We start from the raw sequence: 16,033 nt of genomic DNA on the forward strand, positions 1-16,033 counted from the left end.
CACCTGACGTCGGCGGGCCCAGCGTTGAAACAGTGTGCCAGCGCGAACCGGTGCTGGCTATCGGCGAACGACCAGATACAAACCAACGATCACCATGATTCCGGCGGGCCAATGGCCCAATTCGCTCAACGGTCCACCAGCCGCCAGCATTGCGCCACCTCCCAGGTGAGCCGCGCCCAGCAGGCGCAACAGCCAGTCGTCCTTGCGTCGGTGCCACGGCGGCGCCGGGTCGTGTGCGTGGGGCTGTGACATGCGTTCGAGCAGGTCGCGGGTCATATTGGCCAGGTGCGGGAGCTGCTCGAACTGGCTTTGCACGTTGCCCAGCAAGGTCTTGGGGCTGACGCGCTCGCGCATCCAGCGTTCGAGGAACGGCTGGGCGGTGTTCCACAGGTCGAGGTCCGGGTACAACTGACGGCCGAGGCCTTCGATGTTCAGCAGGGTTTTCTGCAACAGCACCAACTGTGGCTGGACTTCCATGTTGAAGCGTCGCGCGGTCTGGAACAGGCGCATCAGTACCTGACCGAAGGAAATATCTTTTAACGGTTTTTCGAAGATCGGTTCGCACACGGTACGGATCGCCGCTTCGAATTCGTTGAGCTTGGTCTCGGCCGGCACCCAGCCCGAATCGATGTGCAGCTGGGCGACGCGACGGTAGTCACGCTTGAAGAAGGCAAACAGGTTGCGCGCCAGGTAGTCCTGGTCTTCCGGGGTCAGGCTGCCGACGATGCCGCAGTCGATGGCAATGTACTGCGGGCTCCACGGCTGCACCGTGCTGACGAAGATGTTGCCCGGGTGCATGTCGGCATGGAAGAAGCTGTCGCGAAACACCTGTGTGAAGAAGATTTCCACGCCGCGTTCGGCGAGCATCTTCATGTCGGTGCGCTGGTCGGCCAGGGTCGCCAGGTCGGTGACCTGGATGCCGTAGATGCGCTCCATCACCAATACTTTCGGCCGGCACCAGTCCCAGTAGACTTGCGGCACATAGAGCAGCGGCGAACCCTCGAAGTTGCGACGCAGCTGACTGGCGTTGGCCGCCTCGCGCAGCAGGTCGAGTTCGTCGTAAATGGTTTTTTCGTAGTCCTGGACCACGTCCACCGGGTGCAGCAGGCGGGCATCGGCTGACAACCGCTCGGCGGCGCGGGCGAGGATGAACAGCCACGCGAGGTCCTGGGCAATGATCGGCTTGAGGCCCGGGCGGATGACCTTGACCACTACTTCTTCACCGCTCTTGAGTTGCGCGGCGTGAACCTGGGCCACGGAGGCCGAGGCCAGGGGCGCGACGTCGAAACGGCTGAAGACTTCGCTGATCTTCTTGCCCAGTTGTTCCTCGATCAGCGCCACCGACACCTTGGAGTCGAACGGCGGCACGCGGTCTTGCAGGCGCATCAGTTCATCGGCGATGTCTTCGGGCAACAGGTCGCGACGGGTCGAAAGGATCTGCCCGAACTTGATGAAAATCGGCCCCAGGTCCTGCAAGGCCAGGCGCAAGCGCGCACCGCGACTCAGGTCCAGCGTTCGCCGGGGAAACCAGCGCCACGGCAGCACGAAGCGCAGGGCCAGGAGAAACCAGGGCAGCGGCAGGGCGAACAGCAGGTCATCGAGGCGGTAGCGGATCACGACGCGCTGGATGCGCAACAAACGGCGGACGGCAAGCAGCTTCATGCGTTATCGCTTGGTTTCAAGGGATCGGGAAAGGCGCTCGAAACGCGCCTCGAGACGTTCCAGGTCAAGTTTGATCTGGTCCAGTTCATTAAAACGGGCTTGTGCTTCGCGTTGGCCTACGAGGGTACGCGATTCTTCGGCCAGGTATTCACTCAGATTCTGCCCCAGGCTGGCGAACCCCTGCCGATACCAGCGGCTGCGGCTGCGCAGATGGCCGCTGAGCAGTTGGGTCGCCACCGGACCGATCCAGCGGGACACTTCGTATTCCCAGTCCAGCTCCAGGTCCTGGAGAATCGCCGCCAGCTCCAGCAGTACGCCGCTGTCGCCGTCGAGCTCCACGTCGGGGCGGTGCAGCACCGCGGTCTTGTCCTTGCCCAGGGCCAGGTTCAGCAGGCTCGACGCCGGGGCGCGCAGCGTGCAGTCGGCTTCGGCCTCCCAGTGCGCAGCGAGCAGCAGGCCTTCGTCGCTGGGCAGGATGAACAACCGCAACGCCGGGCTGCGGCAGTCCACGGCGATCACCTTGCCGCTCAAGTGCGCCAGGCGCGCGAGCGCCGTGCTGTCCAGGCGCAGCACCCGGTTGAGGCCGAGTTCGACGCTGGCGAGCAGGCCGGTCAGCAGCATCAGGGCTTGATGCCGCGGTGCAGGGCGACGATGCCTGCGGTCATGTTGTGGTAGGTCACGCGGTCGAAACCGGCCTCGACCATCATCGACTTCAGGGTTTCCTGGTTCGGGTGCATGCGGATCGATTCGGCCAGGTAGCGATAGCTTTCCGAGTCGTTGGTGATCAGCTTGCCCATCAGCGGCATGAAGGCGAACGAGTAGGCGTCATAGGCCTTGGACATCAGCGCGTTGGTCGGCTTGGAGAACTCCAGCACCAGCAGGCGGCCACCGGGCTTGAGCACGCGCAGCATCGAGCGCAGGGCATCTTCCTTGTGGGTGACGTTGCGCAGGCCGAAGGCGATGGTCACGCAGTCGAAATGGTTGTCGGGGAACGGCAGCTTTTCAGCGTCGGCCTGGACGAACTCGACGTTGCCGGCCACACCCAGGTCCAGCAGGCGGTCGCGACCGACCTTGAGCATGGATTCGTTGATGTCGGCCAGGACCACCTGGCCGGTCGGCCCGACGATGTGGGAAAACTTCTTCGTCAGGTCGCCCGTGCCGCCAGCGATGTCCAGTACGCGATTGCCGCTGCGCACGCCCGACAGTTCGATCGCGAAACGCTTCCACAGGCGGTGCATGCCGCCCGAGAGCAGGTCGTTCATCAAGTCATACTTGGCAGCTACGGAGTGGAAAACCTCAGCGACTTTTTCCGCTTTCTGGCTTTCCGGCACGTTCTTGAAGCCGAAGTGAGTGGTGGGTTCGGCATCGCTGCCTTTGCGCTGATCAGTCATATCGCGGTCACCAAAAAAGAATGCGGGACATTCTAATCCCGGTGGAGGGCTTTGTCTTGGCAAGGCTGAAGGTAAGATGGGCTACCGCCGGGACGTTTTGACGCAGCCAGGGTCTGAAACGTTCAGGCAAGTCCCGATAAAACAGGAGTCACCCGATGGCCCGTATAACTGTTGAGCGTGCCCATGGCCTGGGCAAGGAAGCGGCGCGAGAGAAGGCCGACAAGCTGGCGCAGAAGTTGTCCGACAGCTATGGCCTGGAGCCGCAGTGGGAGGGCGACACCCTGAAACTCAAGCGTTCCGGGGTCAAGGGCGAAGTGCATGTGGGCGAGGACTCGATCCGCGTCGACGTGGAGCTGGGCATGTTGATGTCGGCCATGAGCGGCACGATCAAGAGCGAAATCGAAAAGGCGTTGGATAAGGCGTTGGCCTGATTGATCGAAAGGGTGGATGCAGTACTCAAGTTCACCACCAATCCTCCTGTGGGAGCGAGCTTGCTCGCGATGGCATTGTTTCAGTCACATCAAAGTTGGCTGACACTCCGCCATCGCGAGCAAGCTCGCTCCCACAATGGGAAGTCATCACCCTCAGGTTTTGTGTCAGTTGTTAGGGTGCCCTTTCTAATTATTGTCACTACTTTGTGCCTGAGCCCGACCGTGTGCGGGCAGTTCCTCAAACCATTTTCGAGTGAGGTGCACCATGGCCAAAGTTATTCTGAAGAAAAAAACCGACGTTGAATCTTCCACGCTCAGCGACGTGAAAACGTACGCGCGCAAGATCTGGCTGGCGGGCCTGGGCGCCTACACGAAGGTCGGCCAGGAAGGCAGCGAGTACTTTCAGGAGTTGGTAAAGGCTGGCGAAGTTATTGAAACCAAAGGCAAAAAGAAAATTGCCGGAAAACTTGAAGCGGCCAACAGTGAATTGATTGAAGCCAAGAGCGACGTCAATACTTTCAAGGCCCGGGTTGAAGTACAACTCGATAAAGTCGAGAAGGTATTTGATGCCCGTGTTGCAAGTGCCTTGAATCGTATCGGCATTCCGTCTAAACATGACGTTGAGACACTCTCTGCTAAGCTCGATGAGCTGACAGCATTGCTCGAACGTGTCGCGCGTAAACATTAAGGAGAACGGGATGGCTGGCAAAAAAATCACAGAAAAAGAGGGCAGCTCGTGGGCCGGGAAGATTGAAAAGTATTCCCGCAAAATCTGGCTTGCTGGTTTAGGCGTGTACTCGAAGATCGACACTGACGGCAGCAAGCTCTTCGAGTCCCTGGTTAAGGACGGCGAAAAGGCCGAAAAACTCACCAAGACGGCAGTCGGCAAACAAGTCGATGCCGCCAAGGACTCTGCCGAGTCCGCCAAGTCGCGAATCGGCGGCGTGAAGGATCGTGCACTGGGCAAATGGGACGAACTGGAAGGGGCTTTCGACAAGCGCCTGAACAGTGCGATCTCGCGCCTGGGCGTGCCGAGCCGTAATGAAGTCAAGGCACTGCACAGCAAGGTCGACACCCTGACCAAGCAGATCGAAAAACTCACCGGCGCCAAAGTCGCACCCGTGGCGACCAAGACTGCGGCGGCCAAGCCGGCCGCTAAAACGGCGGCCAAGCCATTGGTCAAGGCTGCGGCAAAACCCGCCGCCAAACCTGCGGCGAAAGCAGCGGCCAAACCTGCGGCTAGAACTGCTGCGGCCAAGCCTGCTGCCAAGGCGGCGGCCAAACCGGTAGCGGCCAAACCTGCGGCCAAAGCGGCAGCCAAGCCTGCGGCCAAACCCGCGGCTAAAACGGCAGCGGCCAAACCGGCAGCGAAACCCGCCGCCAAGCCTGCGGCAAAAGCGGCGGCCAAACCTGCTGCGGCGAAAAAACCGGCCGTGAAAAAACCGGCCGCGCCGAAAGCCGCTGCACCGAAGGCGCCGACCGCGGCCGCCAAACCAGCGACCCCAACGAGCACGGCGAACTCCGCCGCCGCTCCGACGCCGGTCGCGACGCCAACTCCAGCGCCGGCTCCATCGACGCCTACCACCCAGTCCTGATTCTGCGGGACATGCAAAAACGCCCGGCCTGTGAAGGTCGGGCGTTTTTGTTTGTATGCAGGTCAACCTGTGGGAGCGAGCTTTGTGGGAGCAAGGCTTGCCCGCGATGAAAACGCCGCGGTCTCTTGAGGACCGCAGCGCCTGGATCGCGAGCAAGCTTTGCTCCCACAAGCTCGCTCCCACAATGGATCTGCCACTGTCGGTGGTTAGTCGTGTTCTTCCAGGTAGCGCAACGCCAGTTGCTCAGTCGCCACCTTGGTCGCGGGCGGCAGGTGCGGGGCCACCAGCATCATGATCTGGTAGACCACCAGCCGAACCTCGCCTTCGCGGTCGAGGATCCGCTGGTAGTCCAGGGAGAACAGCAAGGTCATGGTGATCTGCTCCACCAGCTGCCCCAGGGCCTGGGTATCGCTGATCAGCAATCCCTGGGCCTTGAGCTGCGCCAGCAGTGAGGCGAGGGTGCGCTTCAGGGCATTGAGCAATTGGCGGATACCCTTGGCCAGCTTCGGCAGGCGCCCGGCCAGGTTCGACAGGTCTTGGAACAGAAACCGGTACTGGGCCAGGCGCTCGACGATCAAGTGCAGGAACAGCCAGTAGTCTTCCGGCGCCAACTGCACGTCCGCCGGAGGGTCCAGCAGCGGCGCCAGTTCGCCCTGGAATCGCTCGAACAGCCCGAGGATCAGCGGTTCCTTGCCATGAAAGTGGTAGTAGAGGTTGCCTGGGCTGATGCCCATTTCGTTGGCAACTTCCATGGTGGAGACGTTCGGTTCGCCCTTTTCGTTGAACAATTGCAGGGCACATTCAAGGATGCGGTCGCGGGTTTTCATCCGGTCTTCTTAATGATCAAGTCATGCCACGGCCAATCGCCTGGCCATGGGGTAAGGCCTTCAGCGCACGCGAACATAGGTGCCGGGAGCCGCGTCCAGAGGCGGGTAGTTCGCATTGCCCAAGGTCATCTGGGTTTCGTGCTGGGCACCGGAACGCTCCTGGATCCAGCCCAGCCATTGGGTCCACCAACTGCCTTCGACGTGCTTGGCGTCGTAGTACCAGGCCCGTGGGTCGCTGCTCAATTTTGCGCTTTCGATGAAGTTGGCCTTGGGGTTGCCCGGCGGGTTGAGGATGCTCTGGACATGGCCGCTGTTGGAAAGCACGAAGCGTTTTTCGCCACCGAGCAACAGGGTCGAGCGATACACCGCGTCCCACGGCGTGATGTGGTCATTGATGCCGCCCACACTGAAGCTGTCCACCGTCACTTTCTGCAGGTCGATGGGCGTGCCGCACACTTCCAGGCCGCCGGGATGGGTCAGTGGGTTGTGCTTGAAGAAGTCCAGCAGGTCGCCGTGGTAAGCCGCCGGCAGGCGGGTGCAGTCGTTGTTCCAATAGAGGATGTCGAAGGCCGGTGGCTCCTTGCCCAGCAGGTAGTTGTTGATGAAGTAAGTCCAGATCAGATCGTTGGGGCGCATCCAGGCGAACACCCGGGCCAGGTCGCGGCCATCGAGGATGCCTTTCTGGTAGGAGCGACGCTTGGCGGCTTCGAGGGTCTGTTCGTCGATGAACAACGTGGCCTGGCTGTCGATCTGGCTGTCCAGCAGGCTCACCAGGTACGTGGCACTGGCGACCCGGCGTAGCTGGCGCTTGGCTTGCAAGTGGCCCTGCAGGGCGGCGATGGTCAGGCCCCCGGCGCAGGCGCCCATCAGGTTGACCTCGCGGGCGCCGGTGATCGCCCGGCAGACGTTCATGGCCTCTTCCACGGCCTCGACATAGCTGGACAGGCCCCATTCACGGTGGCGTACGTCGGGGTTGCGCCAACTGATGATGAAGACCTGCAAACCGTTTTTCAGGGCGTACTGGACGAAGCTGTTGGAAGGGCTCAGGTCGAAAATGTAGAACTTGTTGATCTGCGGCGGCACGATCAGCAACGGCTTGGCGTATTGCTTTTCGCTCATGGACCGGTACTGGATCAGCTCGAGCAATTCGTTGCGAAACACCACTGCGCCGGGAGTGGTCGCCAGGGTCTTGCCGACTTCAAAGGCATGGGGCGTGGTTTGTCGCGGCAACCCGTCGTTGTGCAGCAGGTCATCCACCAGATGGCTGAGGCCTCGAACCAGGCTGGTGCCGCCGGAGTTGAACAGTTCCTTGACCGCCAGCGGGTTGAGCAAGGTGTTGGACGGCGAAACGGCGTCGTTGAGCAGGGCAAAGGCGAAGTGGGCGCGGGCGCGGTCATCCTGGCTCATGGTGCTGTCGTCGATCCAGCTCGTCACCTGTTTCTGCCAACTCAGGTAGGCCTGCAGGCTGCGGCGGTAGAACGGATTGAGCTGCCAGGTGGGGTCGGCGAAACGCTGGTCGTTGGGGTTGGTGGGATGCAGGGTCTCGCCCAGCAGCACTCGGCCCAGTTGACCGCCCAGCTTCAACGCGTGCCGGGCACTGTGCACCGGGTTGCGCAAGCCGTGTACGGCAACGCTGCGCAAGGTGGACAGCAGGTCCCTGCCACGCAGGCCGGTGACCGCACTTTGTGCGTTGATGAAGCTGGCAGGGGCGGGCATGGAACCCTTCGCCGGTTTGTCGCGCATGAGTCAACTCCTTCGTCATCAGGCTAAAAACAAACACACCGAACCAGACAACATAGTCGCTGTTTCGGGTCGCTGCGCGGTCCGGCGTCCTGCCAGGCGCTAATGGGCGGTTTCAGCCGCCGCCCAGCGGCGAGGGATGCGGATGCATCACTGCACGCTGACGTTCTTCCTCGAGGAATTTCATGATGATCGGCGCCACCGCCTCGGCCCGGGTGATCAGGAATAGATGGCCATCATCGATGATGTGCAATTGGGCGTTGGGAATGCGCCAGGCCAGCATGCGCATGTTGATCAGCGGGATCAGCGGGTCGTCGTCGCCGGCCAGCACCAGGGTCGGCTGGTGGATCTTGTGCAGCCAGTGGATGCTGGTCCAGCCCAGGCCGGCGAACAGTTGCCAGTAATAACCGAGCTTGCCCGCCGAACGAACCTTGGCCGCATGGCTGGCTGCCAGGCTCGGGTCGCGGCGGAACGAACCGCCGTAGATCAGCGGGGCGATACGCATTACATGGGACGGTTGAATGTAGCGCCGGGGGCTGGCCATCATCCACAGCACCTTCGGTTTGCCCGGCACCATCACCGCCCCGGCCGCCGTGGCCGCCAGCACCAGCTTCTTGCAGCGCTCGGGGTAGTCATAGGCGAACTGCTGGGCCAGGGCGCCTCCCCAGGACACGCCGATCACATTGACCTGTCCGTAGTCCAGGTAATCGAGCATTCGCGCGGTGAGTTTGGCCAGGCCAGGAAAGCGATACGGCCGGTTGGGCGTCGATGAGCCGCCGACACCGGGTACGTCAAAGGCGATGACTTCCAGGTCCGGGTCCAGGGCCTGGATGAACGGGAACACCAGCTCGAGGTTGGCGCCGATGCCGTTGAAAATCAGCAGTGGCGTCAAGTGAGGCTTGCCGGGACGTACCGCGGTGCGCAAGGTCTGGCCATCCAGATCGACGGTACGGAAGATGTACGGTTGCGGCATGCTTCAAGCCCTGTGGGTTGGGTCGCTGTCTTTCATTTTTCCCCCGATCCCCTGTGGGAGCGAGCTTGCTCGTGATTGCGGTGTGTCAGCCTACATTGCTGTTGGATGTGCCGCCGTCATCGTCGGATCGCCGCCCGGAGCAAGCTCGCTCCCACATTGGATCCGCTGTGAACATGAGTTTCATGTTCGCCAGCGGTGTGGGCCTTGCATTCAGTGTCGGCTGGCGGGATGTATTCGTGAGCAAGCCCACTCCCGCGCCAGACGAGTTGCATCCATTACCGCTCATGCACATAAGTGCCGGGCGCCGCTTCACCGGCCGGGTGGGTCTTGTTGCCCAGCACGGTCGGGGCTTTTTTCAGTTTGCCCGAGCGCTCGGCCTGCCAGGCCTGCCAATGCAACCACCAGGAGTCGGTGTGCTTGGTTGAATTCTCCTGCCAGTCCTCGGCCTTGGCCGGCATGTCATCACTGGTCATGTAGCGCGACTTGGGGTTGCCTGGCGGGTTGAGGATGCTCTGGATATGGCCGCTGCTCGACAGCACGAACTCCACCTTGCCGCCAAACAGCTGTGCCGACTTGTAGCAGGATTTCCACGGCGTGATGTGGTCGTTGGTGCCGGCCAGGGAGAAGATGTCGGCGGTGACCTGCTTGAGGTCGATGGGCGTGCCGCACACTTCCAGTGCATTGGGACGGATCAGTGGATTGTTCTTGAACATTTCGATGAGGTCGCCGTGGAACGCCGCCGGCAGCCTTGTGGTGTCGTTGTTCCAGAACAGGATGTCGAACACGGGCGGCTCGTTGCCCAACAGGTAATTGTTGACCCAGTAGTTCCAGATCAAGTCGTTGGGGCGCATCCAGGCGAACACCTTGGCCATGTCGCGACCTTCGAGTACACCGGCCTGGTAGGAATGGCGCTTGGCCGCTTCCAGGGTCTGTTCGTCGACGAACAACGCCACGTCGGTGTCCAGGGTGGTGTCGAGCACGCTGACCAGCAGGGTCAGGGCATTGACCTTTTTCTCGCCGAGGGCGGCGTAATGGCCCAGCAGCGCGGTGCAGGTGATACCGCCCGAGCAGGCGCCGAGCATGTTCACGTCCTTGCTGCCGGTGATGGCCGTGACCACGTCCACCGCTTCCTTGAGCGCCTCGATGTAGGTCGACAGGCCCCACTCGCGCTGTTCCTTGGTGGGGTTGCGCCAACTGACGATGAAGGTCTGCACGTTGCTGCGCAGGCAGAAGCGCGCCAGGCTCTTGTCCGGGCTCAGGTCGAATACATAGAACTTGTTGATCTGTGGCGGTACCACCAGCAGCGGTCGCTCGTGGACCTGCTCGGTGATGGGCCGGTACTGGATCAGCTCCAGCACGTCGTTGCGAAATACCACGGCGCCTTCGGTCACGCCCAGGCTCTTGCCGACCTCGAACGCGCCCATGTTGACCTGGCTCGGCATCCCGCCGTTGTGCACCAGGTCCTTGGCCAGGTGGGACAGGCCATCGAGCAGGCTCTTGCCGCCGGTTTCGAAGAAGCGCTTGACTGCTGCCGGGTTGGCCGCCGAGTTGGTCGGGGCCATGGCTTCGGTCATCAGGTTGATCACGAAATGCCCGCGGCTGATGTCCGCGGGCGAGAGGTTGCTGTCGTCGATCCAGGCGTGCAGCTCCTTGCGCCACGCCAGGTAGGTTTGCAGGTAGCGTTTGTAGAGTGGGTTCTGGCTCCACGCCGGGTCAGCGAAGCGACGGTCGTCGCCGGCCGGTTGCAGTTCGGATTTGCCGAACAGGACATTCTTGAGTTCGACGCCGAAATGGGCGACGTGCTTGACGCTGTGCAGCGGTTGTTTGATGGCCTGGGTCAGCACCATGCGGGCAGAGGCCAGCAGATCTTTTCTGCGCAAGCCGACGACGGGATTCAACCCCAGGGTATTTTCCGAGGCTTGATACTTCAGGTCATCGTTGTTCTTGTTGCTCATCTACGACGCTCCATTGTCCTTCAGACGAGTACCCGGATCGTGTGCCGCAAGCTACACAGCCGATACCAGGTACGCTGCTCGGGTGACCGTTAATTCCGCATCGAGGGCCAATGAGGAAACGTATGCCAGGAACTCGTCGGTTCCTTTGCAGGGAACTTGCCAGCTCCATTGGTTACCCGAGTTTAATTTTTTTCGCAAGCAGGCCAGTCATTGACGTTGCCGCGCGGGCATTCAAGCAGATGAGTCTAGAAAATTCGCCCTAAAGCGCCAGCCCTTGAGTTAGAGCATCAGCTTGACGACGGATTCGTCCGGGTCGCGGGTTTTTCCGGCGGCCTTGAGTTCGCCAAGATAATCGTTCCACAAGTCTTCCTGACGCACCGCCAACTGATAGAGATAGTCCCACGTGAACAGTCCGCTGTCGTGGCCGTCGTCGAAGGTCAGTTTCAGTGCGTATTGGCCGGCCGGTTCGACCTTGGTCAGGGCAACGTTGAGCTTGCCGTATTGCAGGATGGGTTTGCCGTGGCCCTGGACCTCGGCGGAAGGCGAGTGCACCCGCAGGAATTCGGCGGGCAGGTGATACTCCTCGTCCGGCGCATATTTGAGCGTCAGGGTCCTGGAGGCTTTGTGCAGGTTGATGGCGGTGGGGAGTTTGGTCATGGCCTGTGATCCGTCTCTGAAGGGAGCCTTGATCTGCAAAAACGACACGGTCCATGTGGGAGCGAGCTTGCTCGCGATAGCGGTCCGACAGTCAGCACATGGGTTGAATGTTATGCCGCCATCGCGAGCAAGCTCGCTCCCACAGGTCCCGGGAAACCTGTCAGTGGGTTACAGGATATACCGCGACAGGTCTTCGTTCTGCGCCAGCTCACCCAGGTGGCTGTTGACGTACTCGGCGTCGATGAGGATCGGCGCTTCGTTGTGGGCGCTCGCCAGGTCGCCGGCGCTGAACGAAACTTCCTCGAGCAGGCGTTCGAGCAACGTGTGCAGGCGACGGGCACCGATGTTCTCGGTCTTCTCGTTGACCTGCCAGGCGATCTGGGCCAGGCGCTTGATGCCTTCTGGCGTGAACTCGATGTTCAGGCCTTCGGTCTTGAGCAGCGCGCAATACTGTTCGGTCAGGGACGCGTGGGGCTCGCTGAGGATGCGTTCGAAGTCTTCCGGCGTCAGCGCCTTGAGCTCGACACGGATCGGCAGGCGACCCTGCAGCTCCGGCACCAGGTCGCTCGGCTTGCTCAGGTGGAACGCGCCGGAAGCGATGAACAGGATGTGGTCGGTCTTGACCATGCCCAGCTTGGTGTTGACCGTGCAGCCTTCGATCAGCGGCAGCAGGTCGCGTTGTACACCTTCGCGGGACACATCGGCACCGCCGACATTGCCGCGCTTGGCGACCTTGTCGATTTCGTCGATGAACACGATGCCATGCTGTTCGACCGCCTCCAGCGCCTTGGCCTTCAACTCTTCTTCGTTGACCAGGCGGCCGGCTTCCTCATCGCGCACCAGTTTCAGCGCTTCCTTGACCTTGAGCTTGCGGTTTTTCTTCTTGCCCTTGCCCATATTGGCAAACAGGCTCTGCAACTGGTTGGTCATCTCCTCCATGCCGGGCGGCGCGGAAATATCGACGCCGGCCATTTCGGCGACTTCGATCTCGATTTCCTTGTCGTCCAGCTGGCCTTCGCGCAGGCGCTTGCGGAACAGTTGGCGGGTGTTGGAATCCTGGGTCGCGGCGGTGTCGGCGTTGAAGCCCATGCGCGCCGGTGGCAGCAGGGCGTCGAGGATGCGCTCTTCGGCGGCGTCTTCGGCGCGGTGGCGGACCTTGGTGATTTCCTGTTCGCGCAGCAGCTTGATGGCGGCATCGGCCAGGTCACGGATGATTGACTCGACGTCGCGACCGACATAGCCGACTTCGGTGAACTTGGTGGCTTCGACCTTGATGAACGGCGCGTTGGCGAGTTTGGCCAGGCGACGGGCGATTTCGGTTTTACCGACACCGGTCGGGCCGATCATCAGGATGTTCTTGGGGGTCACTTCGACGCGCAGTTCTTCGGGCAGTTGCATCCGGCGCCAGCGGTTACGCAGGGCGATGGCGACGGCGCGCTTGGCATCGTCCTGGCCGATGATATGGCGGTTGAGTTCGTGGACGATTTCGCGGGGAGTCATGGACATAATAATGGGTGGTCCTCAAGCAAGAATGGGCCGTGGAGTGGTTCGCCTGGACAGGCTTATTCCGCGAGGTCCTGCTCCTCAATGGTCTGGGTGTGGTTGGTGAAGACACAGATGTCGCCGGCAATGCCCAAGGCAGTCTCGACGATCTCACGAGCCGACAGGTCGGTTTTTTTCAGCAGGGCGCTGGCCGCAGCCTGGGCGTAGGCACCGCCGGAACCCATGGCGATCAGGCCGTCTTCGGGCTCAACGACGTCGCCGTTGCCGGTGATGATCAGGGAGGCATCCTTGTTGGCGACCGCGAGCATGGCTTCGAGGCGGCTCAGGGAACGGTCGGTGCGCCATTCCTTGGCCAGCTCCACGGCGGCACGGACCAAGTGGCCCTGGTGTTTCTCAAGCTGGCCTTCGAAACGTTCGAACAAGGTGAAGGCGTCGGCAGTGGCCCCGGCGAAACCGGCGATGACTTCGCCGTGATACAGGCGGCGGACTTTCTTCGCGTTGCCTTTCATCACGGTGTTGCCCAGTGAAACCTGGCCGTCGCCGCCCATGACGACTTTGCCATGACGGCGGACTGAAACGATGGTGGTCAAGGGAGAGTCTCCACGCAGCGGGGCGAAAATGCCCGGATGGAACTCATATGGGGGTGGCGTGGGTTTTTTCAACTGCGGGGGACGAGTGGTGCGAGTCACGTAGGAGCTGTCGAGTGCAACGAGGCTGCGATCTTTCCCCAGACCATTGAGTCTCAAGCGAAAGATCAAGATCAAAAGATCGCAGCCTCGCTCCGCTCGACAGCTCCTACAGGCCCAGCGGGAGCAAGCTCCCTCGCCACGAAAGCCCCGCAGCCACAGATGCTTTCGTTAGAATCAGCGGCTCTGGCGTTGTTGTAACAACAGATTGCTGAAACCGCTGCCAGCCAGTTGCTTCTGCGCCTTGGTCAGTTCTTCACGGTTGCTAAAAGGCCCGACCAATACCCGGTACCAGGTTTCGTCCTTCACGGTGCCGGACTCCACCGCCACGGACTGGCCCAGCAGAATGATCTGCGCCCGGACCTTGTCGGCGTCGGCTTCCTTGCGGAACGAACCGGCCTGGAGGAAGAACTTCGTCACCGGCGCGGCTTTCTGCACCGGTGGGGCCGGTGGCGGCGTGATGCCGGCCAGGGCCGCCTGGGCGCGAGCGGTGTCGATCTTCGCCGCTTCGGCTGGGGTCACCGGTGTGGTGGGCACTTGCGGCGTCGGCAGGGTTTTCTCCGGCACGGCATCGGGCGGCACGATGACTTCCGATTCCGGCAGCAAGGTGTAGAAGTCGTACTTCGGCTTCACCGGTTGCGTCGGGCTCGGCGGGGTCTTGTTGGCCTCGGCGATGCGCGTGGCTTTCTGCTGCTCTTGGCGGACGCGCTTGACGTCATCGCCCTGGCCCGGATCCAGCTTCATCAGAAACACAATGAAAGCGCCGACGGTCAGGCCGATGGCCATCCACAACCAGCCCGGAATCGGTTTTTTGGCCGGAGGCTGGTAACGACTGGCGCCGCGTTTGGGTGCAGGTTTTTTCTTGGCGGCCAACTTACATGCGCTCCAGGGTTTCCAGGCCCAGCAGTTCCAGGCCTTGCTTGAGCGTGCGCCCGGTCAGCGCGGCGAGGCGCAGGCGGCTCTGCATTTGCTCTGGGGTTTGCGCGTTGAGGATCGGGCAGTTCTCGTAGAAGCTGGAGAACAGGCCGGCGACATCGTACAGGTAGGCGCACAGGGTGTGCGGCGTGCCCTTGTCGGCGACGTTGTTCAACACTTCACCGAACTGCGCCAGCTTCGCCGCCAGCTCCTGTTCGTGAGGGGCCTGGAGCACAATCTGGCCGTCCACTTCATCGAAGCTTTTGCCGAGCTTGCGGAACACCCCAGCCACGCGGGTGTAGGCGTACAGCAGGTACGGCGCGGTGTTGCCTTCGAAGTTGAGCATCAGGTCGAAGTTGAAGCTGTAGTCGCTGGTGCGGTGCTTGGACAGGTCGGCGTATTTCACCGCGTCGATGCCCACGACCTTGGCGATCTTGCGCAGTTCGTCTTCGGCCAGCTCGGGGTTCTTGCCCTTGACCAGGGTGTAGGCGCGGTCCTGGGCTTCGGTCAGCAGGTCGATCAGCTTCACCGTGCCGCCGTCGCGAGTCTTGAACGGGCGGCCATCGGCGCCGTTCATGGTGCCGAAGCCCATGTGCTCCATCTCCATCGGATGGGTCACGAAACCGGCCAGGCGTGCGACTTCGAACACTTGCTGGAAGTGCAGGGCCTGGCGCTGGTCGACGAAGTACAGCACCCGATCGGCCTTGAGCACGCTGTTACGGTAGCGCACGGCTGCCAGGTCGGTGGTGGCGTAGAGGTAGCCACCGTCGGCCTTGACGATGATCACCGGCAGCGGCTCGCCATCGGCGGTCTTGAACTGGTCGAGGAACACGCACTGGGCGCCGTTGCTTTCCACCAGCATGCCCTTGGCCTTGAGGTCGTTGACCACGTTGATCAAGTCGTCGTTGTAGGCGCTTTCGCCCATCACGTCGGCCATGGTCAATTTGACGTTCAGCAACTCGTAGATTTTCTGGCAGTGGGACAGGGAGATGTCCTTGAACTTGCTCCACAGTGCCAGGCACTCGGCATCGCCGGCCTGCAGCTTGACCACCAGGCCCCGGGCACGGTCGGCGAACTCGGGCGACTCGTCGAAGCGTTGCTTGGCGGCGCGGTAGAAGTTCTCCAGGTCCGACAGTTCGTCGCTGGTAATGGGATTTTCCTGCAGGTAGGCCATCAGCATGCCGAACTGGGTGCCCCAGTCGCCCACGTGGTTCTGGCGGATCACGGTGTCGCCGAGAAACTCCAGGACCCGGGCCACGCCGTCGCCGATGATGGTCGAGCGCAGGTGGCCGACGTGCATTTCCTTGGCCAGGTTGGGGGCCGAGAGGTCGACCACGGTGCGCTGCAACGGGCCGGCCTTGCGCACGCCAATGCGCTCGTCAGCCAGGGCCGCGTCAAGGCGCGAAGCCAGGGCCTGGGTGTTCTGGAAGAAATTGATGAACCCGGGGCCGGCAATGTCGGCCTTGCTGACGTTCTCGTCGGCCGGCAGGGCATTGATGATTTTCTCCGCCAGGTCCCGTGGCTTCATGTCAGCCGGCTTGGCGAGCATCATCGCGATGTTGCTGGCGAAGTCGCCGTGGGTCTTGTCGCGGGTGTTTTCGACCTGAATCGCCGGCGACAGGCCTTCTGGCAGCACACCTTCAGTGACGAGTTGGGCGATGGCTTGCTGGATGAGCTGGCGAATGGTGTCTTTCATGG

Annotated in this window: 14 protein-coding genes and 1 pseudogene; 3 read left to right on the forward strand and 12 right to left on the reverse strand. The window is 61.7% G+C overall.

Annotation, left to right across the window (positions count from 1 at the left end; genetic code table 11):
* Positions 1-57: 57 nt before the first annotated feature.
* From ubiB to ubiE, 3 genes and pseudogenes are all read right to left on the reverse strand, one after another.
* Positions 58-1,662: a ubiquinone biosynthesis regulatory protein kinase UbiB gene (gene ubiB, locus LOY50_RS02120; RefSeq protein WP_258690219.1), complete on the reverse strand. Its 1,605-nt coding sequence runs from the start codon at positions 1,660-1,662 to the stop codon at positions 58-60.
* A pseudogene (locus tag LOY50_RS02125) lies at positions 1,659-2,283 on the reverse strand (SCP2 domain-containing protein). The gene ubiB and the pseudogene LOY50_RS02125 overlap by 4 nt, the downstream one beginning before the upstream one ends.
* On the reverse strand, positions 2,283-3,053 hold the full coding sequence (gene ubiE / locus LOY50_RS02130) for a bifunctional demethylmenaquinone methyltransferase/2-methoxy-6-polyprenyl-1,4-benzoquinol methylase UbiE (RefSeq protein ID WP_003196937.1): 771 nt from the start codon (positions 3,051-3,053) through the stop codon (positions 2,283-2,285). The pseudogene LOY50_RS02125 and the gene ubiE overlap by 1 nt, the downstream one beginning before the upstream one ends.
* Before the next feature lie 155 nt (positions 3,054-3,208).
* Between ubiE and LOY50_RS02135 the strand changes: the two genes are divergently transcribed.
* The 3 genes from LOY50_RS02135 to LOY50_RS02145 all read left to right on the forward strand — a co-directional run bounded on the left by LOY50_RS02135 (position 3,209) and on the right by LOY50_RS02145 (position 5,079).
* Positions 3,209-3,484, forward strand: a complete 276-nt coding sequence (locus tag LOY50_RS02135; RefSeq protein WP_072397964.1) for a polyhydroxyalkanoic acid system family protein — start codon at positions 3,209-3,211, stop codon at positions 3,482-3,484.
* A 265-nt stretch (positions 3,485-3,749) separates the two neighbouring features.
* Complete coding sequence (locus LOY50_RS02140; RefSeq protein WP_003196940.1) at positions 3,750-4,172, forward strand: phasin family protein; 423 nt, start codon at positions 3,750-3,752, stop codon at positions 4,170-4,172.
* A gap of 10 nt (positions 4,173-4,182) precedes the next feature.
* Positions 4,183-5,079 (forward strand): phasin family protein, encoded by an 897-nt coding sequence (locus LOY50_RS02145; protein ID WP_258691199.1) that lies wholly within the window; start codon positions 4,183-4,185, stop codon positions 5,077-5,079.
* A gap of 206 nt (positions 5,080-5,285) precedes the next feature.
* Here LOY50_RS02145 and LOY50_RS02150 read toward each other — a convergent pair whose 3' ends face one another.
* The 9 genes from LOY50_RS02150 to argS form a co-directional block, all read right to left on the reverse strand.
* On the reverse strand, positions 5,286-5,906 hold the full coding sequence (locus tag LOY50_RS02150) for a TetR/AcrR family transcriptional regulator (protein WP_092146795.1): 621 nt from the start codon (positions 5,904-5,906) through the stop codon (positions 5,286-5,288).
* Between the two features lie 60 nt (positions 5,907-5,966).
* Positions 5,967-7,649, reverse strand: a complete 1,683-nt coding sequence (gene phaC, locus LOY50_RS02155; protein ID WP_258690220.1) for a class II poly(R)-hydroxyalkanoic acid synthase — start codon at positions 7,647-7,649, stop codon at positions 5,967-5,969.
* Positions 7,650-7,761: 112 nt separating this feature from the next.
* Positions 7,762-8,619: a poly(3-hydroxyalkanoate) depolymerase gene (gene phaZ, locus LOY50_RS02160; protein ID WP_253471075.1), complete on the reverse strand. Its 858-nt coding sequence runs from the start codon at positions 8,617-8,619 to the stop codon at positions 7,762-7,764.
* Between the two features lie 275 nt (positions 8,620-8,894).
* Positions 8,895-10,574, reverse strand: a complete 1,680-nt coding sequence (phaC, locus tag LOY50_RS02165) for a class II poly(R)-hydroxyalkanoic acid synthase (protein ID WP_214510907.1) — start codon at positions 10,572-10,574, stop codon at positions 8,895-8,897.
* 279 nt (positions 10,575-10,853) lie between these two features.
* Complete coding sequence (locus tag LOY50_RS02170; protein WP_253471080.1) at positions 10,854-11,231, reverse strand: gamma-butyrobetaine hydroxylase-like domain-containing protein; 378 nt, start codon at positions 11,229-11,231, stop codon at positions 10,854-10,856.
* Between the two features lie 168 nt (positions 11,232-11,399).
* Positions 11,400-12,737, reverse strand: coding sequence for an ATP-dependent protease ATPase subunit HslU (gene hslU / locus LOY50_RS02175; protein ID WP_214510906.1), 1,338 nt, complete (start codon positions 12,735-12,737; stop codon positions 11,400-11,402).
* Positions 12,738-12,793: 56 nt separating this feature from the next.
* Positions 12,794-13,324 carry an ATP-dependent protease subunit HslV gene (gene hslV / locus LOY50_RS02180; RefSeq protein WP_003196958.1) on the reverse strand — a complete coding sequence of 177 codons (531 nt, stop codon included), beginning with the start codon at positions 13,322-13,324 and terminating at the stop codon, positions 12,794-12,796.
* Positions 13,325-13,597: 273 nt separating this feature from the next.
* Positions 13,598-14,293, reverse strand: coding sequence for an SPOR domain-containing protein (locus LOY50_RS02185; protein ID WP_253471082.1), 696 nt, complete (start codon positions 14,291-14,293; stop codon positions 13,598-13,600).
* Position 14,294: 1 nt separating this feature from the next.
* Positions 14,295-16,031, reverse strand: coding sequence for an arginine--tRNA ligase (gene argS / locus LOY50_RS02190; RefSeq protein ID WP_258690221.1), 1,737 nt, complete (start codon positions 16,029-16,031; stop codon positions 14,295-14,297).
* Between the last annotated feature and the right edge of the window lie 2 nt (positions 16,032-16,033).

Origin of the sequence: Pseudomonas sp. B21-010 (assembly GCF_024749325.1) — a bacterium.
Lineage (GTDB): Bacteria > Pseudomonadota > Gammaproteobacteria > Pseudomonadales > Pseudomonadaceae > Aquipseudomonas > Aquipseudomonas kilonensis.